The following is a 22,682-nucleotide window of genomic DNA, read 5'->3' on the forward strand; positions in this document are numbered from 1 at the left end:
GTGATTACTCCACGTTTAATAAAGCCTTCTGAAATGCCTGAGCTGCCAGGCTTATCTGACGGTGTTTTACGGTTACAGCCTGCCAGTGGTTTACTAACGGGAAATCATTGATTTTGAGGATCCTCACACTGTCCGGCGGCGTGTGCGCCAGAGTGTGTTCGGACAGAATCGCCAGACCCAGCCCCGATGTGACCGCAAGACGAATCGCTTCGTTACTTTCAATAATCATGGAATTCCGGAACACCAACCCTTTGTTGTCAGTGTAATCCTGGATTGCCCGACGCGTACCGCTGCCGTATTCCCGTAGTAAGAATTTATGATTGATGAGGTCTTTTAGATCACAGTTATCCGGGCCGTTATAATCAGGCGGCGCGATAACAACCAGCTTGTTTTGTAAAAATGGCGTACAGATCAGATTGTCGTCCTGGGGCGGCTGACTGAAAATGTACACGTCATCCCGGTTGTGGCGCATGCGCTCGATAATATCCGCGCGGTTGCCCACCGTGAAACGCACTTCAATATTAGGGTGTTGCCGGCAGAACGGGCTTAAAATGGGCGGAATCACATATTTAGCTGTCGTTACGACTGCCAGCTTCAGGGTACCGATTTCCACCCCTTTTAACGCATGGATCTGGCTTTCCAGTCTGGACTGAGACCCCAGCACTTCCTGTGCACACTGATAAACGGCTTCTCCGGCTTCTGTCATTTTCAACTGGCCGTATGTCTGTTCGAATAACGGCATGCCTACAATGCCGGACAACTTTTTGAGTTGTAACGATACGGTGGGCTGAGAAAGAGAAAGCGCCGAGGATGCCGCAGTGATAGAACCGTGATCGACAATGCTCTGGAAGACCTCCAGAAGACGAAATGTCAAAGATTGCATAAAGACTCCCTGGTTCATGCAAATATAAATAATTCACTATTGATAGTAATAAAATATAACGAAGGATCTATTTATTACAGTCTTATCATCGCAGGTAATGTGGGTATTATCAGATTTTATGCTAAAATCGCGTGCTTTCTGATCCGCCTGATTAATTTCACATCAAACAGCGGGTCTTACCAACGTCTCAAACCATGGGGAGTCACACGATGGCTAAAGTTGCTATTGTCATGGGGTCTACGTCTGATTGGCCGACAATGCAAAACGCGGCGAAGATGCTTAAATCGTTCGGAGTGGAATTTGAAGCAAAGGTGGTCTCTGCCCACCGTACACCTAATCTGCTGGTGGAATTTGCCGAAACTGCACATGACGAAGGTTTCAGCTGTATTATTGCCGGCGCCGGCGGAGCCGCGCATTTGCCCGGCATGATTGCTGCCCATACCCATCTGCCTGTTTTTGGCTGCCCCGTGAAATCAAAAGCGCTGAACGGTATTGATTCTTTGCTTTCCATCGTACAAATGCCTAAAGGTGTGGCTGTAGGCACACTGGCCATTGGTGATGCCGGTGCCGCTAACGCCGGTTTGCTTGCTGCTCAGGTTGTGGCGTTGCAGGACGAAGCGGTACGGGACGCTGTCATTGCATTCAGAAAAACACAAACAGATACAGTACTGAGCAACGGTAATCTGGAGCTTGATGAATGAGAGTATTGGTGTACGGCGCAGGTCAACTTGCGCAAATGATGTATCTTGCGGGCTGTCCGCTGGGTATTGAAGTGCAGGCTGTTGAAGTCAGTAATGACACGGTTGTACACCCTGTCAGCAAGCGTCCGCTGGATATCAGTCTGGCGCAGGCCATAGAGTCTTCAGATGCCCTGACAGTTGAATTTGAGCATGTACCGGAAAGGCTGCTCGAACAGGCCAGCAAAACAGAAAAACTCTATCCGTCCATGAATGCCATCCTGGTCGGTGCAGATCGTGTCAGAGAAAAGCGTTTGCTTGATGCGCTGAATGTACCCAATGCAGCCCATCAGGTAGTCACGTATATCGACGAGCTGGAAGATTGCGTATCGGCACTGGGCGATAAGCTGATCATCAAAGCCAGCCGTGACGGTTACGACGGTTATGGCCAGTGGCGTTTAATGAGCGAAGAGGAACTTCCCGAAATCAAACAGGCGCTGAGCAATCTTGATCTTAAAAAAGTGCCACTGGTGGTTGAAGCCATGGTGAACTTTGATCGCGAATTGTCGCTGGTTGGCGTGCGGGATAAAGAAGGGGACATCAAGGTGTACCCTCTGGCTGAGAACCTGCACCACCAGGGGCAGCTGCATGTGTCTGTGGCACCGGCTCCGTTCGTCTCTGAAGCGTTGCAGAAAAAAGCCGGAGAGATTTTCCGCGTGCTGGCTGAAGGCATGAATTATGTGGGCGTGCTGGCGGTGGAAATGTTCCAGTGCAAAGATGAACTGCTGGTCAATGAGCTGGCGCCGCGGGTACATAACTCCGGCCACTGGTCGATGAGCGGCAGCGACACCAGTCAGTTTGAAAATCATCTGCGCGCAGTCACCGGTTTACCGTTAGGGGATACAGAAGCCCGCGGCCCCAGCGCCATGGTTAACATTATTGGTTGCAGCAGCTTTTCCCGTGATCTGTTGAAGATAGCCGGCTGTCATTTGCACTGGTACGGTAAAACCGTCCGTGAAAAGCGCAAAATGGGCCATATTAACGTGACGGCAGCATCCTATACTGAACTGGGAAGTAAGCTTGAAGAGCTTGGCCAGTATGTACCGTCTGAGTATTTTCCTAAACTGGGAAAAGAAGCGCGTAAACTTAAGCAGATAGAGTCTTGACAGAAAAAATTCTGTCGCTAGAATACGCATCCGCTGTTCGCAGCAAGCTTTAGAGAGTGTGCCGACTTAGCTCAGTTGGTAGAGCAACTGACTTGTAATCAGTAGGTCGCCAGTTCGATTCCGGCAGTCGGCACCATTCTCTCTGCATCCGCTGAAAATTCTTCGTTTTCTTGCAGTAAATCAAACTGCATACTTCCTAAATCAGGTTATCTCTCCTAAGATGGTGTTAAACCAACGTCTTTCACCGGAGCGAAAACGTGTCTGTGCTTTTCAGACTGTCAGTCTGTTTACTGGCATTGTTGTTAACTTCTGCAGCGTCTGCGGCATCACAGTTTGAACTGACAAACACGCAGGCAAGAGCAACCTTTCCGATGGCTGAAACAGCCGCTGTCTACACCACAATCACGAATCACTCAGAGCAGCCGGTTACCCTTGTCCGCGCCAGTGTCAGTGAAGATCTCGCCGCACAGGTGCAAATACATTCAACTGTCATGCAGGACGGGATGATGAAAATGCGTCAGTTGCAAGACGGGGTCACCGTCGCACCCGGAGAGTCTGTGGCTATGCAATCCGGCGGTACGCACTTTATGCTGACCGGATTAGTCTCAGGACTGGAAGCCGGTTCCGCTTTTCCCATGACCTTATATTTCAGCGACGGGTCTGAACAGAAGGTGACAGTGCCGGTCGTCAATGCATCGGAAACAATGCATCACCATCATCATGGTAATGATCACTGACCGTGAATAACGCATAGAAACAATTGAACTGACTAATCTATAAAATAGATTTTATTTATTTTTATCGATTGTTAATATTGAATCATAACGATTCAAAAACAGTTTATTCCACTAAGGAGTGTACGATGAGCAAGATTGATATTGGTATTTCAGAAAACGATCGTTTTGAGATTGCCGAAGGACTGAAAAGATTGCTGGCAGACTCTTATACCTTGTACCTGCAAACGCATAATTTCCACTGGAACGTCACCGGACCACAATTCCGCGAACTGCATCTGATGTTCGAGGAGCATTACACCGAGCTGGCAACTGCTGTGGATGATATTGCCGAGCGCATCAGAACTTTGGGTGTTGCTGCGCCGGGTACCTATAAGTCATTCGTTGAGCTATCTTCTATTGAAGAAGTTGAGGGTGTGCCGGAAGCGTCTGAGATGGTACGCTTGTTAACACACGGTCATGAGGCCGTTGTGAAAACATCCCGCAGTGTGCTGAAGCTGGCACAGGATGCCGATGACGAATCTTCAGCTGCCCTCGTTTCAGACCGCATGCGTGTACATGAGAAAACCGCATGGATGTTACGGGCGATGCTGCCTCAATAAGGTATAAAAATAACATGACGACATCATGGACTAAATCGCTGTGCCTGGCCGCTGTGCTGGGCACAGCTTTTTCTGCTCAGGCGACAGAACTGAATGTAGAAGAACTGACTACCGGCCTCTCTCACCCCTGGGGAATGGCTTTTTTGTCTGACGGTAAAATGGTGATCACCGAACGGGCAGGGAACATCCGTATTTTTGACAAGACTGCCGGCCTGAGTGCCCCGCTGAAGAATGTACCGGAAGTGGCTGCTGTGAATCAGGGCGGATTACTGGGTATCACCGCCGATCCTGACTTTGCAGACAACCAGACCATTTACTTTTGTTACAGCAAACTGGGTGAAGGTGGCAGTAGCAGCAGTGTCAGCAAAGCTAAAATCGCCGGAGACAGCCTGACTGATGTCGAAACCATCTTTTCAGCCTCACCGCTGGTGGATAACGGTTTTCACTTCGGCTGCCGGGTGGCGTTTGATAATGAGGGACATTTGTTCGTTACTCTGGGCGACCGTTACAAGTACATGAAAGAGGCGCAGAACACTGACAATCATTTAGGTACGGTTGTGCGGATCTGGCCTGACGGTTCTGTACCGGAAGATAATCCGTTCATCAAAGGTGACGCGCCGCAGGTGTACAGTTACGGTCACCGCAATGTGCAGGGCCTGACAGTTCATCCGCAAACCGGTGAGGTCTGGGCAATGGAGCACGGTCCGAAAGGCGGTGATGAAGTGAATTTGCTCGGCAAAGGTAACAACTACGGCTGGCCGCTGATCACTTACGGTATTGATTACAGTGGTGACATTATTTCTGACAAAACAGAAATGGAAGGCATGGAGCAGCCCGTTGTTTACTGGGATCCGTCTATCGCGCCGTCCGGCATGGTGTTCTACAACGGTGACAAATTCCCTGAGTGGAAAGGTGATTTGCTGGTGGGGTCACTCAAGTTTACGCACCTTCGCCACATTGACATGGAAGGGGGAAAACCCGGCGAGCAGACAGAATATCTCCGTGACAGAAACGAACGTATCCGTGATGTGATTGAAGGGCCTGATGGCTATTTATATTTGCTGACCGACACGCCGGAAGGCAAGTTGCTAAAGGTATCTCCGGAGTAAACTGGCTGACTGCTGTTGCCGGCTCTACTCTATAAAGCGAAAAGCTCACCTGACGGTGAGCTTTTTTGTCTGCAGCGCTATTCGCCCTGCACGTATAATTCACCGTCGTATAAGCCCTGGATGGTGAGCTTCTGATTGGCCAGTGAACGCAGATAATCAATATGTTCCTGCTCGATTAATTGTCCAGGCACGATCAATGGAATGCCCGGGGGATAGGGCGTTACCAGTCCCGCTGCAATACGGCCGGCACTTTCCTGCCAGGGAACCGATTCACGTTTGCTGAAAAACGCCGTTGAAGGCAAGGTCACAAGATTAATCGGCGGGATCTTCGCCGGCATCACCGCACGGCTCTTACTGCGGTTCAGGCTGACACTGCCTTCATCCAGTTTCTTCAGCGCATTGTACAGGCGCACAATCTTCGAGCGCATGCCGCCAAGGGTAAGCAGAACCAGAATCGTACTGTGAGTGAACTTCTCGATTTCCAGACCCACTTCATCCATCAGGAAGCGGTGAATTTCATGGTTCGAATAAGACAAGGCTGAAACGTCGATAAGAATTTTCAGCGGATCATGGCCCATATTGTCTTCTTCAAAATGGTCAAAGGCCTGTGCAAAATCTTTTGATTCCAGAATACGGATGCGGCTGAACCGCGATACCTGCTCTTTAAGTTCCGCCACATTGCTGAGCAACTCATTCAGTATTTTATAACCTTCCATCTCCAGTTGCTGACGGCATACATCCAGCGATGCAATCAACTGATACTTGGGTGAGGTGCTGGTATGTATGCTGTAAATCTCTTTGAAGAAGTCGATATCGAAATCCGGGTCATTCACGTGAATGAACGACGCCTGAGAGAATGCTGATACCACTTTATGCGCCGAGTGCGTCACGTAGTCTGCACCGGCGTGAATGGCTGAATAGGGTCTGAAATGCGGGTGGAATAAGGAATACGCAAACCAGGCTTCGTCGATGAATACTTTGATACCGTACTGGTGGCCCAGGTCCACAACCTGTTTCAGGTCGGTCAGCAGTCCGTCGTAGGTACAACCCGTCAGCACAATGAGTTTTGCATCCTGGTTGGCTTCAATCACTTCTTTCAGTTGTGACAGTTTCGGCGGTGAGAAAATGCCGTAATCAGGGTTAAAAACGCTGTCCAGATACACCGGCATTGCGCGTGCCTGCACAATGCCGTAGTGCACGGATTTGTGGCAGTTACGGTCGGCGATCACTTTATCGCCTTCACGCAGCAGGGTTTGCAGAATAATTTTGTTGGACGTCGATGAGCCGTTAGTCACAAAATACGACTGGCGGACTTCAAAGGTATTTGCCAGTGCAGACTGGGCACGGCCAATGGCATGGGTACCGTCAGATAAAGAACCCAGCGAGTCAACGCTTACCGACAGGTCGCTGACAAACACATTGCGGCCGAAGAAACGGTAAAAATCACTGATATAAGGCGAGTTACGGAAGCTGGCACCGCCACTGTGACCCGGCGTATGCCAGGAGTCGTTGGCTTCCAGTACATACTCTTTGTAGGCAGTCCAGAATGGCGTTTCATTGCGGTCGTCAAAGTCGTTAATGATGTAGCCGAGGATCGATTCCGGATCGGAGATAATATCGTTGCGGTAGAAAAACGACTCCATGCCGCTGGCCTGGTTAACAATATCCAGTCCCTTAATAGCATCACCCAGCACATAAACCGGTAATTCCGGGCGGATGGCTTTGATGGCCTTGATGACCACCGCATTGTTGTCTACTTTCCCTTTGCCTTCGCCACCGATTTCAAACTGCCTGACTTCGGTATCCCAACTGAATACCACGGCCTGAATTTCTCCGTCGTTGTGAACGGAGTCCAGGGCTGTGGCGACAGAGCTGGCTTCAACAACAGTGATCTCAATGTCTGGCCTGTCGAACAGCTCGGTGGTGGAACGGATGCTGGTGGAAAGCTGCTCCAGCAGCTCTGCTGAGTCTTCAATGATCAGAATTTTCAATTGGGGGAGCATAGTAAGAATAAATCGTTCCTTAAAAAGTCGTGGCAGTCAGTGTAACGCTGAACTGTATGGTTGTCAGTCTTGCTTTTGCAGCTAACGCACCCATATCATTGAGCAAATATTCAGAACAGGCAAATACGCATGGATAATTTAGTTGCGAACAATACCGTTGATATCACTCCGGAGAATTTTCAGCAGGTCATTCTGATGGATTCACGGGAAAAAGTGGTACTTGTGGATTTTTGGGCAGAATGGAGCGAGGAGTCGAAAAGTGTTTCTCCCATACTGGCAAAGATCGCGTCTGAATACGGTGATAATTTAATTCTTGCCCGCGTCGATTGTGACCAGCAGCAGGAAGTCGCGGCGCAGTTCGGTATTCGCAGTCTGCCCACGGTTATGGTAGTGAAAGACGGCCAGCCGGTGGACGGCTTTGCCGGCGTTCAGGGTGAAGACCAGATCCGCGAGTTCCTGAGTAAGTACCTGCCAAACCCAGAAGATGAATTACTGGCGAAAGCCGGTGAGGCCATTTATGAAGGTGATTATGCAACGGCATTCCCGTTTGCCAAACAAGCCTTTGAAATGAACGAAGGGAATATTAACGCCCGTTATATGTACATCGATTGCCTGGTGGAAACCGGTTCGGTAGATGCTGCAAAGGCGCTGCTGGCAACGATTACTCTGGTCGATCAGGATAGTCGCTATCAAACGCTGACCGGTAAAGTTGAACTGGCAGAACAGGCCGCTGAGTCTCCGGAAATTCAGCAGTTAACCGCACAGGTAGAAGCTGAGCCCGACAATCTGCAATTGAAAGTGGAATTAGCGGTGCAGTTACAGCAGGCCCATAAATCTGCCGAAGCATTGGCATTGTTATTGACTGTGCTAAAGACAGATTTGAATTTCGGTGAAGCGAAAAAGTTGATGCTGGATATGATTAATGCATTGCCGGATGGTGACAGCCTGAAATCTGAGTACCGCCGGAAGGTTTACAGCCTGCTCTATTAATCGTTGTCTGACTGCGGGGGTTGCTGCGGGTAGGGTGTAAAACCGCCTTCAGCAAGCCAGCACAACGCTTCGAAGTAGCTGGAAAAGTAAGCCCGTTCGTAATTTGTTCCGCGAATGTCTTCCCGCAGGTGTGGATGGGTTCGTTCAATTTGAGCCCGCTTCACCATGCCCGCATCAAGCACATAGGCAGATCGCGTCAGACCCATGGTGATGTTCTTCTTTATTCCCCTTGCCAGCACATTCTGACATTCAGGTGTAGACAATACCCAGCGGCGACCGTCCATTATGGCTCCCCAGGGTTCATTGTTAAACCCTTGCGCCATCCGGTGAATATCCTCTGTCATGGCCTCTGCTGTGGCTTTATTCCAGGCACCCGTTGCAAACACTTCAAGCAGGTTACCTGAAACGTCGAGTGCATAGTGTCCCTGAAGAGGAAATCTCATTGGTTATCCTTTAATGCATAACTACAGTATTGATATAGCAGATATTTTGAGGTTTTGTGACAAAATATAACTGGTCAAATGTGTTAACGTTGTCTCCGGTCAAAAGATCAGGCGTCATCAGGGTTGTGCATCAGCAACCAAAACAAACTTAATGAGGAGAAATGCATGGACTGGTTATGGCCGGCACTGGCTATTGTTTGCATTGTTGAAGGGCTTGGACCGTTAATCATGCCTGACCGTTGGCGATTATACCTGCTTTCTGTGAGCCAGCAATCGAGCAATAGTCTAAGACAAGTCGGAGGAGTGCTGGTGGTGATTGGCGTTGTCAGCCTGGTGTATCTATCCCGTTGAACAATTGTTAATTTATAAAAAAATAATATGGCTCAGACCATGTCTGTCTTATTTTTGCGCATAAAACAGATGATCAAAGGTCGCAATCTTTGGTAGAATCCCCGCCTAATTTTTTTACACACTAGATTCATGGCAAAGAACGTTGTGGTACTCGGCACTCAATGGGGTGACGAGGGTAAAGGTAAGGTCGTAGACCTGTTAACAGATCGCGCAAAATACGTGGTTCGCTATCAGGGCGGTCACAATGCCGGTCACACACTGGTAATCGACGGTGAGAAAACCGTCCTCCACTTAATCCCGTCCGGTATTCTGCGTGACAACGTTACCTGCATCATTGGTAACGGCGTGGTGTTAAGCCCGGAAGCACTGATGAAAGAAATCACCATGTTGGAAGAACGTGGTGTGCCTGTGCGGGAACGTTTAAAAATTAGTGAAGCCTGCCCGCTTATCCTGCCTTATCACATTGCACTGGACGTGGCCCGCGAAAAGGCCCGAGGCAGCAAAGCAATCGGTACAACCGGTCGTGGCATCGGTCCGGCTTACGAAGATAAAGTGTCACGTCGTGGTCTGCGCGTTGGCGATCTGTTCAACCCTGAAGATTTCGCGGCAAAACTGAAAGAAGTACTGGACGTACATAATTTCACGTTGACGCAATACTACAAAGAGCCGGCAGTGGATTTCGATGAAACCCTCAAGCAGGCGCTGGCTGTGGCAGATATCCTGAAAGCCATGGTTGTTGACGTAACCGACGAACTGGACAAAGCCCACAAAGCGGGTTTGCCAATTATGTTTGAAGGTGCGCAAGGTACACTGCTGGATATTGACCACGGTACATACCCTTACGTTACGTCATCTAATACCACAGTAGGCGGCGTTGCTACCGGTGCCGGTTTTGGCCCGCTGAACCTGGATTATGTATTAGGTATTGTTAAAGCGTACACAACCCGTGTTGGTTCCGGTCCTTTCCCTACAGAACTGGCTTGCGATGTCGGTGAGCATCTGGGCGTAAAAGGTCATGAGTTCGGTGCGACCACTGGCCGTAAGCGTCGTACCGGCTGGTTCGATGCCGTTGCGATGAAACGCGCTGTGCAAATTAACTCTATCACCGGTTTCTGCTTAACCAAGCTGGACGTACTGGATGGTCTGGAAACTCTGCAAATCTGTGTAGGTTATAAAGACGCAGACGGTAACGTGAAAGACGTTCCGCCTATGGCTGCTGATGGCTACGACCTGGTTACTCCGGTTTACGAAGAAATGCCGGGCTGGAAAGAGACAACTTTCGGCGTCACTGATTTCGATAAGTTACCTCAGGAAGCGCGCAATTATATCGCACGCCTTGAAGCCATTACCGGCGTGCCTGTTGATATCGTATCCACGGGACCTGACCGTAACGAAACTATCGTTTTACGTCATCCTTACGACGCGTAAGCGAAAAGATAAATACCTGAAAAGCCTGCTTCCGAGCAGGCTTTTTTGTCGGTAAAGTAAACCACTGAATGCTCAACAGCGGAGTGAATCTATGCAAGTTGTAACTGATACCGGTATTACGCCCTCTCAGGACACCGGGCATTATGCTGCAACGTTCGCAGCGCTGCGAAGCAACTTTTTCGCCAATAAAACCCGTGATATCAGCTGGCGAAAGCAGCAGTTGCTGGCCCTTAAGACCATGCTTGTTACCCATGAGCAAGACATTCACCGCGCCCTGAATCAGGATTTAGGCAAATGTGAAACAGAAGCCCGTACATCGGAAACCGGCTTTTTACTCTCCGACCTCAAGCACACTCTCAAACATATCGACAGCTGGGCAGATTTACGTCACGTATCTACGCCCCTGGCGGCCCAGCCGGCCCGCAGTTATCTGCAACCGGAGCCGTTGGGTGTTGTGCTGATCATCGGGGCGTGGAATTATCCTGTGCAATTGCTTTTAGCGCCGCTGATTGCGGCATTGGCAGCGGGTAATTGTGCCATTATTAAACCGTCAGAACTTGCCCCTGCATCATCAGCATTAATGGCCAGCTTGCTGCCTCAGTATCTGGAAGAAGATGCCGTGGCGGTTGTTGAAGGGGGTAAAGAGGAGACACAGGCTTTATTAACCCTGCCTTTCGACCACATCTTTTACACCGGTGGCGAAGCGGTAGGCAAAATTGTAATGTCTGCAGCAGCGAAACATCTTACGCCGGTTACGCTGGAGCTTGGCGGGAAGAGCCCCTGTATCGTTGACGCCAGTTGCAGGCTGGACGTCACCGCCAGACGGATAGTGTGGGGTAAATGGATGAACTGCGGGCAGACCTGCATCGCCCCGGACTATATCCTGATTGAGAAAGGGTTTGTTGAAGCGTTTCTTACAGCCCTTGAACGGGAAATCACTAAGCAGTACGGGCCTGAACCTTTGCAAAGCAAAGATTACGGGCATATCGTCAATACCCGTCATTACGAAAGACTGTGTCAGCTCATTGCGGATCTGCAATGCCGTATTGGTGGCGAACGGGACGACGGGAAACGCAAGCTGGCCCCGGCTGTGGTGTTAAATCCTCCGGCAGACAGCACGCTGATGCAGGAAGAAATCTTCGGCCCGGTGTTGCCGGTCATCGAACTGGAGAACATAGAAGACAGCATTGGCTTTATCCGCGGGCGGGCAAAACCCCTGGCGCTGTATCTGTTCAGTGAAGATCACGGCCTTCGTGACAAAGTACTTACGCAAACCAGTGCAGGCAGCGTGTGTGTGAACGACACGATGATGTTTATGACCAATGCAAACTTGCCTTTTGGCGGGGTCGGCGGCAGTGGTATGGGGCGCTATCACGGACAATATGGCTTTGATACGTTCAGTCATCTTAAATCAGTGATGGTAAGAGCCTCGAAGTTTGACGTAGCGGTACGCTACGCCCCGTATTCCCGATTAAAATTATGGCTGTTGAAAAAATTATTATAAAGGAGAGCACATGCCTCAACCGTTTCATCTTGCAATTCCGGTTGACGATTTAGTCGCTGCTGCAGCGTTTTACGGAGACTTACTGGGCTGTGAACGCGGGCGCAGCGATACCCGCTGGATTGACTGGAACTTCTATGGTCATCAACTGGTAACCCATTGTGTTGATGCCATGCCCTCTGCGCCACAGCACAATGAAGTAGACAGTCACGCGGTGCCGGTGCCCCATTTCGGTGTGGTGCTGGATATGGCAGACTGGCACAAACTGGCTGAACGGTTAAAAGCGGCAGATATGTCGTTTGTCATAGAGCCTTACGTGCGCTTTAAAGGGGAGCCCGGCGAACAGGCGACCATGTTTTTTCATGATCCTGCAGGCAATGCGCTGGAGTTCAAGGCGTTTAAATCGCTTTCTCAGTTGTTCGCTGTGTAACAGGCATAAAAAAGCGCAGCGTTGTGCTGCGCTTCATTAACCGGGCCGCTGAGCCCGTGTAAGCTGACTACAATTCCACTTCTTCAACAATTGCCTTACCGCGTCCTCTGGCTTCAGAGGCTGCATCCAGGCCTGTTTCAGTACGCTTGATCAGGTGGACATCGCCAAAGTTACTTTCCTTCATGGTGTAGCCCATTGCTTCAAGCGCCTTTACAACGTCTGCCGGCATGCTTGCATGATACGCAATGGTGTCCTTTGGCCAGAGCTGATGATGGAAGCGGGGGCTGTTTGCTGACTCATCTGCTGTCATATCGAAAAACAGCGCGTTCAGTATGGACTGTGCCACTGAAGAAATAATCGTGGTACCGCCCGGTGAGCCGGTGACCAGTTTTACTTTATCGCCTTTCAGCACAATGGTGGGTGTCATGGAAGACAACATGCGCTTACCCGGCTGGATTTCGTTAGCGGTACCGCCGATGGCACCGAAGAAGTTAGGCACGCCGGCCTTAGCACTGAAATCGTCCATTTCGTCGTTCAGCAGGAAGCCGGCACCTTCTACCACCACGCCACTGCCAAAGGACAGGTTAATGGTAGTGGTATTCGCTACCGCATTGCCCCATTTGTCCATAACCGAGAAATGGGTGGTGTCGGGACTTTCATATAAGCCGGGTTTCACGTCTTCTGTCACTGAAATGGCTTCAGGATCCACTTCTCCGGCACGGGCAGTAATGTAGGCCGGTTCTAATAACGCTTTTACAGGCACGTCGACAAAGTCGGGGTCGCCCATGTATTCGGCGCGGTCAGCAAACACACGTTTACCGATTTCAGACATCAGATGAATATACTCTTTACTGTTTTGTGCAGGCAGAGACTGATTTTTCAGTACTTCATTGAGCATACTGATCCACTGGGCAACAGCCACACCGCCAGAACTGGGAGGTGGTGCAGTGATAAGTTTGTAATCCTGCCAGGGATAAACAATCGGTGCCCGCCATTTGGCTTCGTAACCCTGTAAATCCTCTTCTGTGACCAGACCACCATTTTCTGCCATGAAAGCGGCGATAATGCGGGCGGTTTCGCCCTCATAAAAGCCTTTTTCACCTTCGTCACGAATGCGGGTCAGCGCTGCGGCTAACTCAGGTTGCTTAAACAGCACATCTGCAGTGCGGGCTTCACCGAAATAGTCGCCAAAGTTGCTGGTGATCCCTTCTTTTTCCTGTCTGGCCATGTAGCGGGTGATATGGTCTGCCAGTTTCGCCGGCACATTAAACCCTTTTTCTGCCAGGTCTACAGCAGGCTGCACCAGACGGTTCCAGGGTAATTTACCGTAGCGCTGATGTGCTGCCCACATGCCGGCAACTGAACCGGGTACACCGGAGGCTTTTGCACCAAACAGCGACTCCAGGGTTTTCACGTCACCGTTTTCATCAAGGTACATATCACGGTGGGCTGCCGCCGGTGCCATTTCACGGTAATCCATAAAGGCGGCTTCATCGTCGAAAAAGATGGTCATGAAACCACCGCCACCGATGTTACCCGCTTCAGGGAATGTCACTGCCAGGACGAATTGCGCCGTGATGGCCGCATCAACCGCGTTACCGCCTTCGTTTAATACTGCCATGGCAGCATCGGCGGCAAAGGTATCAGGCATAGACACCGCCTGCTGGCCGGTTTCAACTTCCGGGGCCGGTACAGATACCGTGGGTTTTTCACCGGAGCATCCTGCCGCCACAAACAAAAATAGCGAGAGTAAAAGTATTCGCATAATGGCTATCCAATCATAATGATGCTGGCAATGACATAGGCAACGAGTGTCAGTCCGCCAGCGGTAAGTGCATAGGGAAGCTGGGTACGGATGTGCGTTAACAGGTCGCACCCGGCCGCGATAGACGATACCGCTGAGGTATCGGAAATAGGGGAGCAATGATCACCAAATACGCCGCCGCCCAGAATTGCGGCAATGACCAGAGAGGGTGGCAGTCCTAATGACTGGATCAACGGAACGCCGATGGGGATCAAAATCGCAAACGTGCCCCAACTGGTACCGGTGGTAAACGACATGACCGCGCCGGCCAGAAACAGCATGGGAACAATTAATACCAGAGGCAGGTACTCACCCACAATACCGGCAACAAAAACGCCGGTGCCGAGCACTTTTAAGCTGGCACCCAGTGTCATGGAAAGTAATACAATCGACACCAGCGGGAGCAGTTCGCCCATCCCTTTAAAGCCAATTTCTACGGCTTCGTGGTGAGTGAAACGTTTATGCAGAATTAACAGGAAGTACGCGACAACGGTAGCAAGAATAGTAGCGTACAACACAGATTTGCTGCCACTGCCGTTAGCCAGCACACCATCACCGGTCCACAACATAAAGCCGACCATGCTTACTACCATAAGCACCAGCGGTACCACCATAAAGCGTACTTTGGTTGCCGGTTCTGACTCAATGACAGTACCGGTATGGGTCATGGCAGCATCTTCTTTTGCCATCGGACCGTGTACTTTGTCTTTCACTATGGTGTACACCACAATCGCCAGAGTGATAAGGGCGTAGAAATTCAGCGGTACTGTGCCCCACAAGATACTGGCGGAAGACTGCTCCAGCTCGTAACCGTCCAGCAGGCCAAGGACGAATGCGCCCCATCCGTTCAGTAAGATAAGAATACAAACCGGCGCGCTGGTACTGTCGATGATGTAGGCCAGGCGTGCCCGGCTCATTTTGAATTTATCAAATAAACCCCGGGCGAATATGCCAGCGGTGAGTACACTTAAATTAGACTCGATAAATACTGCAACACCGGTGAGCATCGTCAGACTGCCAACTTGCCGCTTACTTCTGGCAATGCCTTTGCCTGTGAGCCAGTTTACGGTAGCCGTGACACCGCCTGAGTCGCGGATATAGGCTAACAGCGCACCCACCAGAATAGAGAAAATAAGGATCCGGGTATTGCCCGGACTGGCGGCAACGTCGATGGTTCTTTCGATAGCATTCACCGGCGCAAGCAATACGCCGTCACCGGTCACACTCAATAAAATCAACGCTTCAGATGAGAGAACGGCCAGTAACAAGGCCATAATGACTTCTTTTTTCCAGAACACCACAAAAATGGCGACGAGAGGCGGGATAATTGAAACCCAATCCATGAAAAATGTTCCTGCTTTTATTCTAATGATTGATCGCAAATCAGGCGCTGATATTCAGTGCGCTTTGTTCCGCGGGGCAGTGTGACGCTTTATAAAAAAGCGTGGCGATAGCCTAACTGAGAACTTACCGGTTCTGCCAGTACTTTTACCTCAGTGATTGAGTATTGCTTCGTAAACCCGGGTTATCACACTGCCATATTTTGCGGTTTCAAATTCGCTGCCGGCAAACTGCAGGTTGCCGGTGCTGTGTTTCTCAACCGGTGTATGTCTGGTGTTGGTAAACAGCACAATACCGAGATCCTGCGCCGGGTCGATAACCGTGGCTGTGCCGGTCCAGCCGGTATGACCAAAAGCTTGTGAACTGGCATAGGGACCGAAGTGCCAGCGATTACTGCCGTTGCTGCCCCTGCGCCAGCCAAGTCCGAAACCGGGATTCAACGGGGAAGGGGCGGTAAACAGTGAAATAGTGTCCTGGTTGGTGAGTGCAACCTGTCCGTAGCCACCGCCATTTAATAAGGTTTGCATCAGCACGGCAAAATCATCCACCGTGGAGAATAGTCCTGCATGCCCCGATACACCGCCCATGCTGTACCATGCCTTTTCGTCATGCACTTCTCCCCGCAGCGTGTGCGTGCGGATGCCGGGGAAATCGATATTGTGACTGCGTGTATTACCATTTATTTCTGTAGCGGCAATCTGACTGGGGGCAAACCCTTTTTTCAGCGGATTAAACACCGTGTGATTAAGCTGAAGCGGGCCGTAAATGAACTGCTCACAATACCGGTCGAGAGACATGCCTGTTACCCGCTCAACCAGCAGTCCCAGCAGCATAAAGTTGGTGTCACTGTACGTAGCCTGCGCGCCTTTGCTTATCTGAAAAGGTACCGCAGTGGTTAATAAGGTTGATGTATGTGATTTATCCCGTGAGCGGAAAGACTCACCGTAGCGTTCGCCGGGGGCAAAAAAACGCACCTCAGGGCCGTAGCCGGACTGATGACTCAGTAAATCTCTGACAGTGCGGGCTTCACGGCCACCGCCAACGTATTCCGGCAGGTACTGATACACCGGCGCATCAATATTCAGTTTTCCCTCAGACACCAGTTTCATCAGTGCCAGATTAGTAGCAAACATTTTCGTGTTAGAGGCCACATCAAACAGCGTGTCCGGTGTCACCGGCTCCGGCTTTGTGAGGCGGGTGCCTGTTTCATCGTAAAGCAGCGCATTGCCATAGGCTGTACGTTTAATCACAGCGCCGTCTTTGATAACCAGTAATACGGCTCCGGGAAAGCCATCCTCAATGTCCTGCTGAATTAACGCATCGACTGGTCTGAAGGCTTGTTGCCATTTTTGTGTTTCATCAGTCAACGCAGGCCAGGGAATGGTGACGTGCAAAGCGTCACTTTCTGAATCACTTTGCACCTCAAGGGTGTTTGTACCGTTGTGTGTACGCTTTTTCAGAGAATAACTGTAGGTATGACCGGCCTCCAGGGGAGAGGCAATGTTCAGCGTTTCGCCATTTACCTTCACCGCGGCGTTGATGGTTGTGGCTGGCGTCAGTAAGATTTCGCCCCGTCCTTTGTACGCTTTAAACGCGACCTTGTCGTTCACCTCTTCCCGGCTGGAACGCTCTTGTTGGGGGAAATCACTGTCAATTTGCCCTGACTGAGGACGCTTCTCTTCAACAGGTGCGGCTTTCAGTGCCGTTTCACGGGCGTAGCGGGTATTCAGCGCCTTGACCTTTTGCGGAAAATACTTATCCAGCAAAGCGAACAATGCGGCTGCTGTGCGGCTGTTAATCGCGCCGGTTACGCTATCCTGCACAAAGTGCATCTGGAACGCCGACAACGCATTGATGGTTTGCTCATCCAGTGTGCCGGTTTCCACCACGCCGTATCCGTAAGTGCGCAGCGCAGCCTGCGTTAAAGAAACAGAGGGCAGGGCGCGGTTAAAGCGTTGCCAGTATGTTGTTAATGTACCGGTGTCATACCAGGCGCCTATCCCTTCCAGATACAGCTGATACCATGGAAAACGCGGGCCCGGGTCATTTTTTCTGTTAAATGCGATATCTGCATGGCCAACAACAGCGGTGGGATAAATGTCAGGGTTGCGGGCGAGTATGTCTTTTGCCAGCGCAATGAGCACCTGAATTTGTTCCGGGTGATAATCAGGAAATACACAAAGACGGTTGCTGCCATGTTCTGACCGGCTGGCCGCTGTCTCATTATCCCGCTGACATTCAGGTACATTCACAATCTCAATGCCGATGGATGTATCATTCAAATGGTTACGCGTTTGCCACTCACCTTTGCCGGCATGCCAGGCGCGTTTCGATTCAGGCACAAGCTGCAGCACAGATGCCTCATCACCCGGAAACGTGGGGTCAGACGGATCAGTGACCAGGTAATGCGCACTCAGCCCGCCTTCATCCACCAGAGCATGCACACTTTTCTGGTAATCTATCGCGGTAAAGTGCATAACAAGCACTTTCACCCGTTCACCGGTATTTTTCGATGGCATACTGGTGTAACCGCCGGCGCAGCCAATCAGTGTGGCAACCGCGCAGGTAGCGACCAGAAAGCGAAAGTGTCGGGATAAGAGTGACATGTTATTACCGGTTAATGCTGCATGAAATAACCAAATTATCACAATTATTTCCTAAGTAAATAATAAAATATTCCAATGGCGGGTGTGTATCATTTAATGTCGAACTTAAAGAATAGCCAATGAAGAGATTGATTTCCCTGGACGTACTGCGGGGGCTTACCATTGTGTTAATGGTTCTGGTGAATAATCCCGGAAGCTGGCAAACCGTTTACTGGCCTTTATTGCATGCACAATGGCATGGACTGACACCGACAGATCTGGTGTTTCCTTTCTTTATTTTCGTCATGGGCGTGGCAATCCCTTTTTCTTCTTATCGTCAGCAAGGCGGTTCAGCCGGAGTAATGCTGGCAAGAATACTGAAACGCAGTGTATTGCTGTTCTTATGTGGCTTGTTCCTCGCGCTGTTTTACTACAACCCTTACAATCCGGATTTCGACTGGGTCCGGGACCGGCTGGAAAATATCCGGGTGATGGGGGTTCTGCAACGGCTGGCACTGGTTTACTTTTTTACTGCAATACTGGCGATGTGCCTGCGAATTAGCGGACTGCTGTTTGCCGCGGTGTTGCTGGTGGCGGCGTACTGGGCGGCGATGACGTTTATTCCCTATGCAGATACAGCCGGCAACGTATATCAGGGGCAATGGGCATACGGCAACAGTCTCGCAGCATGGATAGATGCCGGCGTGTTGGGAAAGCATCATGTTTACTATTCAACAGCAATACCATTTCCCTTCGATCCGGAAGGTTTGCTAAGCACCATGCCTGCAATATCCACCTGTCTCTGCGGCGTAATGTGTGGCCTGTTCTTACAACGGGAAGCGGAAATGCCTGCACTTAAAATGGCCGGTGCCGGCATCATTCTCATTCTGGCCGGGGGCGTCATGGCGCTGTGGGTGCCGGTGAATAAAGCGCTCTGGTCACCGGGCTTTACGGCATTAACGGCAGGCTGCGCAATGGGGTGTTTAGCGTTGTTGCACTGGATTACAGACTTGCGCGGTTATCAACGCTGGGCGCAGCCCTTTATTATCGCAGGTGCAAACAGTTTTGTATTTTTCATGTTATCCGGTATTGCTGCGCGGCTGCTTTTCATGATTCCGGCGGGCTCCGGCTCCCTGAAAGCTGCGCTTTACCAGTCTGTATTCCTGCCTTACTTTTCACCTTTTAATGCTTCTTTGCTGTTTGCAGTAAGCTTTCTCTGTGTGATGTTTTTGCCGGTATGGTGGATGTACCGGAAGAACTGGTTTATCCGGCTATGAAGCAGAATCGTTTTGTTATGTAAATGGTAAGTAAAGCTTGTGACGTTTACGGGCCATTGACGTCGAAGATGCATATTATATTTCATGCATTTTATTCAGGCAGGCAAAAACATGACCAAACCAATCCTCTTTGACGGACGACGCAAAACCCTTAAATCTCTGGCTTCACTGGCAGTAGCGACACCGGTGATCATGCTCACCGGTTGCGGTGGCAGCGGCGGTAGCAGCTCGACTTCAACCAGTACGTCAACAGGCAGTACATCAACCGGTTCTTCCTCCGGCAGCAGCGGCACAGGCACAACGACTGTGGCTGATAACGGCAGCTGGCTGAGTGGCGGTACAGATTCAATGACAGCGGATTTCCCCGCTGACAGCATTTTTGAAAACAGCAGTACCTGCTCTGTTGAACTGACCGGACAACAAACGGAAGGTCCATGCTATTTCGACTCTGACTATCTTGATGATATCTCAGAAGGTCAAACCGGTTTGCCCATGCAGTTATGCCTGCAACTCATAGACGAACAATGTAATCCGCTGTCAGGCTATGAAATAGAAGTGTGGCACTGCGATGTGGAAGGCATTTATTCCGGCGATACGACAGGAAGCAGTGACACCAACGGGTTCAATTCTTCTTTTTGTACAGGGAACGACAGTGAAGCGCTGCAATCGCGCTGGTTCCGGGGCATTGCAGTAACAGACAGCAGTGGCCGTGTGAACTTTAAGACCTGCTTCCCGGGCTGGTATGCCAGCCGTGCCATTCACATTCACTTCAGAGTGAAGAATAATAACAACGACGAGCTGATTTCCCAGTTTGGCTTTGATGATGATTTCTGCACAGATATCTGTACCAGCCATTCTGACTATATCAATCACGGTGCGCCAGATACATACCTGACCAACGATACGGTATTCGGCAGTGATTACAACGAGTATGTGTTCAACCTCGAACAAAATGACGACGGCTCCCTGCTGGCCTACAAGCGCATCATCATCTCCTGACCGGACGGCAGGTTTTGCACTGCCGGAAGTGCTCACTTCATTCTATAAAGTAAGGCGTGACAGGGGACTGATCACGCCATTTCCTCCTTGTTGCAGCACATGCGTATAGATTTGTGTTGTTCGCACATCGGAATGCCCCAGTTGATGCTGGACAGTTCTGATATCAGCCCCGGCCGCTAACAGGTGCGTGGCAAATGAATGCCTTAATGTGTGCGGCGTAACGTGTTTCTTTATGCCCGCCTCCTGACTTGCCCGTTTTACATTGCGCTGCAACTGCTTTTCATCAATATGGTGACGTCGTAACAGTTTAGTTTCGGGGTCAACAGAAAGACGCCGGGAAGGGAATAAATACTGCCACTCCAGCGTTTTATTTCTCGAATGATATTTTTTACGCAGACCCTGCGGGATCCAGGCTCCGGAAAACTCCGGTACAGTCAGATCCCGTGACAGTAGTTGCCCGACTTGCCCGATTTGTGACGTCAGTAACGGAATGAGAGATTCTGAAAGTGTGACGATGCGATGTTTTCCTCCTTTACCGAACCATACCCTCAAACATTTATAATCGAAGTCGACATCGCCGGTGCGTAATCTAACGCATTCCATAAGCCGCAGACCGCTACCATAAAGCAGAGCAACTGCCAGATAATGTTGTGCGCTTACACGCCCGAGCAAGGCCTGGATTTCTGATTGCGTCAGTACGACCGGTAGTTTACGCTCCCGTTTACTGTTCAAAAAGCTCATGTCTTCCGGCAACGGTATATCAAGATATTTGTTATAAAGAAAGAGTAGTGCGTTCAGGGCGATTGCCTGAGTGCTTTTCGCACACTGTTTTTGAATAGCTAAATAAGTCAGATAGCTCTCAACATGCTGAGCGTCCATCTCCTGAGGCCGGGCGTAGCTGTGGTACCGGATAAAGTCAGTAATCCACGTTAAATACGTTTCTATGGTTCTTTTGGCGTAGCCTCTCGACAACATAAATTCATACACTTCCCGTAGAAACTTTGATTTCATAATGCTTATCAAAATAAAAACAGCTTAAGAATATGTGAGAGTCATGAAAACTGGCTGGAGGGATGGTTTTACACCATTTCACATCTCACTTCACAAACGGTGCATTTTGCTCCCGCGAAAATGCACCAAAAGCGCACAACCTTTTAAAGGTGGGGCTTCTGAGATATTCTGGAGAAATGAAAACAGACAATTACACCAATGTGGGGTGGTTGATCACACCGTGTTGGTGTCTATTTAGTAGTTAGGTTCTCAATGGTTGCATATTGAGTTAACCTGACTTTTTATCATCGACACAAGGACTGTTTAAATGGGTGGAATAAGCATATGGCAATTATTAATTCTTTTTGTTTTTCTTGGATCATTTCTCATTCCATTATTACTTACCGGGTTTTCAAAGCGAGCTAAAGGCGCAGGTAAAGTTGGATGGCTTATTTTGGTATTTTTTACATCCTGGATAGGTTACGCAGTATTTCTTATTGTAACTCAATTAGTTAAACCAACAGGTCAGCAACAAACCTAACAATCAAATTAAGGCACTCGCTTCGCTCGCTGGGACGTAAACATGGCGGCTGGGTCGCTTCGCTCCGATTTTAGCCGCCATGTTTACGCCCCTTATTTGGGTGTTAGGTTTCTATGAAATTACTCACATTTTTCATATTGGTCATTTTTATTTCTGGATGCACTAGCCGATTATCTGAAGATCAAATAGCTGAAGAGCAATACTGGGAATATGTTAAAGAATTAACCAATGCTATGAAAACCCCTACGCCTAGTGCTATTAGAGATGGCTCTGTGTGGAATTTCGTGTATTTAAATTCAGAAAAAGAAATCATTCGCACCCTAACTGTCAGACTGACGAACGAGCCAGTAAAAACTTGTTCAGCTGAATATGCTTTGAAAATGGAAATTTTGTCAGAGGCACCTAAACGAAAACCAACTTTCACTGAATCAAGTAACATTGCGGCTTATTCCGTCCTCGGAAGCTGGTTTCATTTTGCTTTAGAAGCACCTGTTTGCGATGGTGCTATGGATGTCTATGGTAAAGTTGATGAGTCTGGTTTTATTGGTGAGGAGGTTATTGCTGATTGGTTTTGCCCTGAAATAGAAAAATGCCCTAAACCAGTTCATAACCTCGTAGTTGGATCACCGGTAAAACCTAACAAACTGCTGTAGTCGCTCGCAGGCTCGCTGGGACACAAACACGGCGGCTGTGTCACTTCGTTCCGATTATAGCCGCCGTGTTTGCGCCCCTAAGCAGGGTGTTGGTATGACTCCCTTTGTCAACCCCGAACGAGCGCTTCCCTGACACTCTTGCAGTCCATAATCAGTTGTATTTCTCATTAAAATT

At 49.7% G+C, this 22,682-nt stretch carries 21 protein-coding genes and 1 tRNA gene; 15 read left to right on the forward strand and 7 right to left on the reverse strand.

Going from position 1 to position 22,682, the window contains the following annotated elements; all coding sequences use genetic code 11:
• Positions 1-4 precede the first annotated feature (4 nt).
• Entirely contained in the window at positions 5-883 is an 879-nt protein-coding gene (locus tag ACXAG2_RS14925) for a LysR family transcriptional regulator (RefSeq protein ID WP_474868187.1), read from the reverse strand.
• Between the two features lie 209 nt (positions 884-1,092).
• Between ACXAG2_RS14925 and purE the strand changes: the two genes are divergently transcribed.
• From purE to ACXAG2_RS14955, 6 genes are all read left to right on the forward strand, one after another.
• Positions 1,093-1,584: a 5-(carboxyamino)imidazole ribonucleotide mutase gene (gene purE / locus ACXAG2_RS14930; protein WP_119502685.1), complete on the forward strand. Its 492-nt coding sequence runs from the start codon at positions 1,093-1,095 to the stop codon at positions 1,582-1,584.
• Positions 1,581-2,726, forward strand: coding sequence for a 5-(carboxyamino)imidazole ribonucleotide synthase (locus ACXAG2_RS14935; RefSeq protein ID WP_474868190.1), 1,146 nt, complete (start codon positions 1,581-1,583; stop codon positions 2,724-2,726). Before purE ends, ACXAG2_RS14935 begins: the two co-directional genes overlap by 4 nt.
• A 60-nt stretch (positions 2,727-2,786) precedes the next feature.
• Positions 2,787-2,862, forward strand: a tRNA-Thr gene (locus tag ACXAG2_RS14940).
• 121 nt (positions 2,863-2,983) lie between these two features.
• Complete coding sequence (locus ACXAG2_RS14945) at positions 2,984-3,463, forward strand: copper chaperone PCu(A)C (protein WP_474868193.1); 480 nt, start codon at positions 2,984-2,986, stop codon at positions 3,461-3,463.
• A gap of 125 nt (positions 3,464-3,588) precedes the next feature.
• Positions 3,589-4,062 (forward strand): Dps family protein, encoded by a 474-nt coding sequence (locus tag ACXAG2_RS14950; protein ID WP_119502683.1) that lies wholly within the window; start codon positions 3,589-3,591, stop codon positions 4,060-4,062.
• Positions 4,063-4,076: 14 nt separating this feature from the next.
• Positions 4,077-5,171, forward strand: a complete 1,095-nt coding sequence (locus ACXAG2_RS14955; protein WP_474868196.1) for a PQQ-dependent sugar dehydrogenase — start codon at positions 4,077-4,079, stop codon at positions 5,169-5,171.
• Positions 5,172-5,248: 77 nt separating this feature from the next.
• On the opposite strand, the gene ACXAG2_RS14960 is transcribed toward ACXAG2_RS14955, so the two are convergent.
• Positions 5,249-7,174, reverse strand: a complete 1,926-nt coding sequence (locus ACXAG2_RS14960) for an aminotransferase class V-fold PLP-dependent enzyme (protein ID WP_119502681.1) — start codon at positions 7,172-7,174, stop codon at positions 5,249-5,251.
• Positions 7,175-7,303: 129 nt separating this feature from the next.
• On the opposite strand from ACXAG2_RS14960, the gene ACXAG2_RS14965 reads away from it, so the two are divergent.
• Positions 7,304-8,164, forward strand: a complete 861-nt coding sequence (locus ACXAG2_RS14965) for a tetratricopeptide repeat protein (protein WP_474868198.1) — start codon at positions 7,304-7,306, stop codon at positions 8,162-8,164.
• Here the strand turns inward: ACXAG2_RS14965 and ACXAG2_RS14970 are convergent.
• Entirely contained in the window at positions 8,161-8,607 is a 447-nt protein-coding gene (locus ACXAG2_RS14970; protein WP_474868201.1) for a hypothetical protein, read from the reverse strand. The genes ACXAG2_RS14965 and ACXAG2_RS14970 overlap by 4 nt on opposite strands.
• Before the next feature lie 165 nt (positions 8,608-8,772).
• Here ACXAG2_RS14970 and ACXAG2_RS14975 point away from each other — a divergent pair, with 165 nt between their 5' ends.
• The 4 genes from ACXAG2_RS14975 (at position 8,773) to ACXAG2_RS14990 (ending at position 12,317) form a co-directional block, all read left to right on the forward strand.
• Positions 8,773-8,958: a DUF2065 domain-containing protein gene (locus ACXAG2_RS14975; protein ID WP_119502678.1), complete on the forward strand. Its 186-nt coding sequence runs from the start codon at positions 8,773-8,775 to the stop codon at positions 8,956-8,958.
• A gap of 129 nt (positions 8,959-9,087) precedes the next feature.
• Positions 9,088-10,386 (forward strand): adenylosuccinate synthase, encoded by a 1,299-nt coding sequence (locus ACXAG2_RS14980; protein WP_119502677.1) that lies wholly within the window; start codon positions 9,088-9,090, stop codon positions 10,384-10,386.
• A 91-nt stretch (positions 10,387-10,477) separates the two neighbouring features.
• Complete coding sequence (locus ACXAG2_RS14985; protein WP_474868204.1) at positions 10,478-11,890, forward strand: aldehyde dehydrogenase family protein; 1,413 nt, start codon at positions 10,478-10,480, stop codon at positions 11,888-11,890.
• 10 nt (positions 11,891-11,900) lie between these two features.
• The gene (locus ACXAG2_RS14990; RefSeq protein WP_474868207.1) at positions 11,901-12,317 is read left to right on the forward strand and encodes a VOC family protein; all 417 of its coding nucleotides are present in this window, start codon (positions 11,901-11,903) and stop codon (positions 12,315-12,317) included.
• Between the two features lie 67 nt (positions 12,318-12,384).
• Here the strand turns inward: ACXAG2_RS14990 and ggt are convergent, their stop codons facing one another.
• The 3 genes from ggt to pbp4b all read right to left on the reverse strand — a co-directional run bounded on the left by ggt (position 12,385) and on the right by pbp4b (position 18,068).
• The gene (gene ggt, locus ACXAG2_RS14995; protein WP_474868209.1) at positions 12,385-14,082 is read right to left on the reverse strand and encodes a gamma-glutamyltransferase; all 1,698 of its coding nucleotides are present in this window, start codon (positions 14,080-14,082) and stop codon (positions 12,385-12,387) included.
• A gap of 5 nt (positions 14,083-14,087) precedes the next feature.
• Entirely contained in the window at positions 14,088-15,464 is a 1,377-nt protein-coding gene (locus tag ACXAG2_RS15000; RefSeq protein ID WP_474848143.1) for a Na+/H+ antiporter NhaC family protein, read from the reverse strand.
• Between the two features lie 150 nt (positions 15,465-15,614).
• Entirely contained in the window at positions 15,615-18,068 is a 2,454-nt protein-coding gene (pbp4b, locus tag ACXAG2_RS15005) for a penicillin binding protein PBP4B (RefSeq protein WP_474868212.1), read from the reverse strand.
• Between the two features lie 119 nt (positions 18,069-18,187).
• Between pbp4b and ACXAG2_RS15010 the strand changes: the two genes are divergently transcribed.
• Both ACXAG2_RS15010 and ACXAG2_RS15015 read left to right on the forward strand, forming a co-directional pair.
• Positions 18,188-19,324, forward strand: coding sequence for an acyltransferase family protein (locus ACXAG2_RS15010; RefSeq protein ID WP_474868214.1), 1,137 nt, complete (start codon positions 18,188-18,190; stop codon positions 19,322-19,324).
• A gap of 111 nt (positions 19,325-19,435) precedes the next feature.
• The gene (locus ACXAG2_RS15015) at positions 19,436-20,323 is read left to right on the forward strand and encodes a dioxygenase family protein (RefSeq protein ID WP_474868217.1); all 888 of its coding nucleotides are present in this window, start codon (positions 19,436-19,438) and stop codon (positions 20,321-20,323) included.
• A 42-nt stretch (positions 20,324-20,365) separates the two neighbouring features.
• Here ACXAG2_RS15015 and ACXAG2_RS15020 read toward each other — a convergent pair whose 3' ends face one another.
• Positions 20,366-21,334: an integron integrase gene (locus tag ACXAG2_RS15020; protein WP_474868220.1), complete on the reverse strand. Its 969-nt coding sequence runs from the start codon at positions 21,332-21,334 to the stop codon at positions 20,366-20,368.
• A gap of 307 nt (positions 21,335-21,641) precedes the next feature.
• Here ACXAG2_RS15020 and ACXAG2_RS15025 point away from each other — a divergent pair, with 307 nt between their 5' ends.
• Positions 21,642-21,854, forward strand: a complete 213-nt coding sequence (locus tag ACXAG2_RS15025) for a Sec-independent protein translocase family protein (RefSeq protein WP_474846669.1) — start codon at positions 21,642-21,644, stop codon at positions 21,852-21,854.
• Positions 21,855-21,967: 113 nt separating this feature from the next.
• Positions 21,968-22,507: a hypothetical protein gene (locus tag ACXAG2_RS15030; RefSeq protein ID WP_474868223.1), complete on the forward strand. Its 540-nt coding sequence runs from the start codon at positions 21,968-21,970 to the stop codon at positions 22,505-22,507.
• Positions 22,508-22,682 lie beyond the last annotated feature (175 nt).

The sequence above is a fragment of the Alteromonas sp. ABH4_456 genome, from assembly GCF_056160645.1.

Bases quoted from the DNA above. Each gene is read 5' to 3' on its own strand.
- ACXAG2_RS14925 (WP_474868187.1), bottom strand. From the start codon at position 883: ATGCAATCTTTGACATTTCGTCTTCTGGAGGTCTTCCAGAGCATTGTC.
- purE (WP_119502685.1), top strand. From the start codon at position 1,093: ATGGCTAAAGTTGCTATTGTCATGGGGTCTACGTCTGATTGGCCGACA.
- ACXAG2_RS14935 (WP_474868190.1), top strand. From the start codon at position 1,581: ATGAGAGTATTGGTGTACGGCGCAGGTCAACTTGCGCAAATGATGTAT.
- ACXAG2_RS14950 (WP_119502683.1), top strand. From the start codon at position 3,589: ATGAGCAAGATTGATATTGGTATTTCAGAAAACGATCGTTTTGAGATT.
- ACXAG2_RS14955 (WP_474868196.1), top strand. From the start codon at position 4,077: ATGACGACATCATGGACTAAATCGCTGTGCCTGGCCGCTGTGCTGGGC.
- ACXAG2_RS14960 (WP_119502681.1), bottom strand. From the start codon at position 7,174: ATGCTCCCCCAATTGAAAATTCTGATCATTGAAGACTCAGCAGAGCTG.
- ACXAG2_RS14965 (WP_474868198.1), top strand. From the start codon at position 7,304: ATGGATAATTTAGTTGCGAACAATACCGTTGATATCACTCCGGAGAAT.
- ACXAG2_RS14970 (WP_474868201.1), bottom strand. From the start codon at position 8,607: ATGAGATTTCCTCTTCAGGGACACTATGCACTCGACGTTTCAGGTAAC.
- ACXAG2_RS14975 (WP_119502678.1), top strand. From the start codon at position 8,773: ATGGACTGGTTATGGCCGGCACTGGCTATTGTTTGCATTGTTGAAGGG.
- ACXAG2_RS14980 (WP_119502677.1), top strand. From the start codon at position 9,088: ATGGCAAAGAACGTTGTGGTACTCGGCACTCAATGGGGTGACGAGGGT.
- ACXAG2_RS14985 (WP_474868204.1), top strand. From the start codon at position 10,478: ATGCAAGTTGTAACTGATACCGGTATTACGCCCTCTCAGGACACCGGG.
- ACXAG2_RS14990 (WP_474868207.1), top strand. From the start codon at position 11,901: ATGCCTCAACCGTTTCATCTTGCAATTCCGGTTGACGATTTAGTCGCT.
- ggt (WP_474868209.1), bottom strand. From the start codon at position 14,082: ATGCGAATACTTTTACTCTCGCTATTTTTGTTTGTGGCGGCAGGATGC.
- ACXAG2_RS15000 (WP_474848143.1), bottom strand. From the start codon at position 15,464: ATGGATTGGGTTTCAATTATCCCGCCTCTCGTCGCCATTTTTGTGGTG.
- pbp4b (WP_474868212.1), bottom strand. From the start codon at position 18,068: ATGTCACTCTTATCCCGACACTTTCGCTTTCTGGTCGCTACCTGCGCG.
- ACXAG2_RS15010 (WP_474868214.1), top strand. From the start codon at position 18,188: ATGAAGAGATTGATTTCCCTGGACGTACTGCGGGGGCTTACCATTGTG.
- ACXAG2_RS15015 (WP_474868217.1), top strand. From the start codon at position 19,436: ATGACCAAACCAATCCTCTTTGACGGACGACGCAAAACCCTTAAATCT.
- ACXAG2_RS15020 (WP_474868220.1), bottom strand. From the start codon at position 21,334: ATGAAATCAAAGTTTCTACGGGAAGTGTATGAATTTATGTTGTCGAGA.
- ACXAG2_RS15025 (WP_474846669.1), top strand. From the start codon at position 21,642: ATGGGTGGAATAAGCATATGGCAATTATTAATTCTTTTTGTTTTTCTT.
- ACXAG2_RS15030 (WP_474868223.1), top strand. From the start codon at position 21,968: ATGAAATTACTCACATTTTTCATATTGGTCATTTTTATTTCTGGATGC.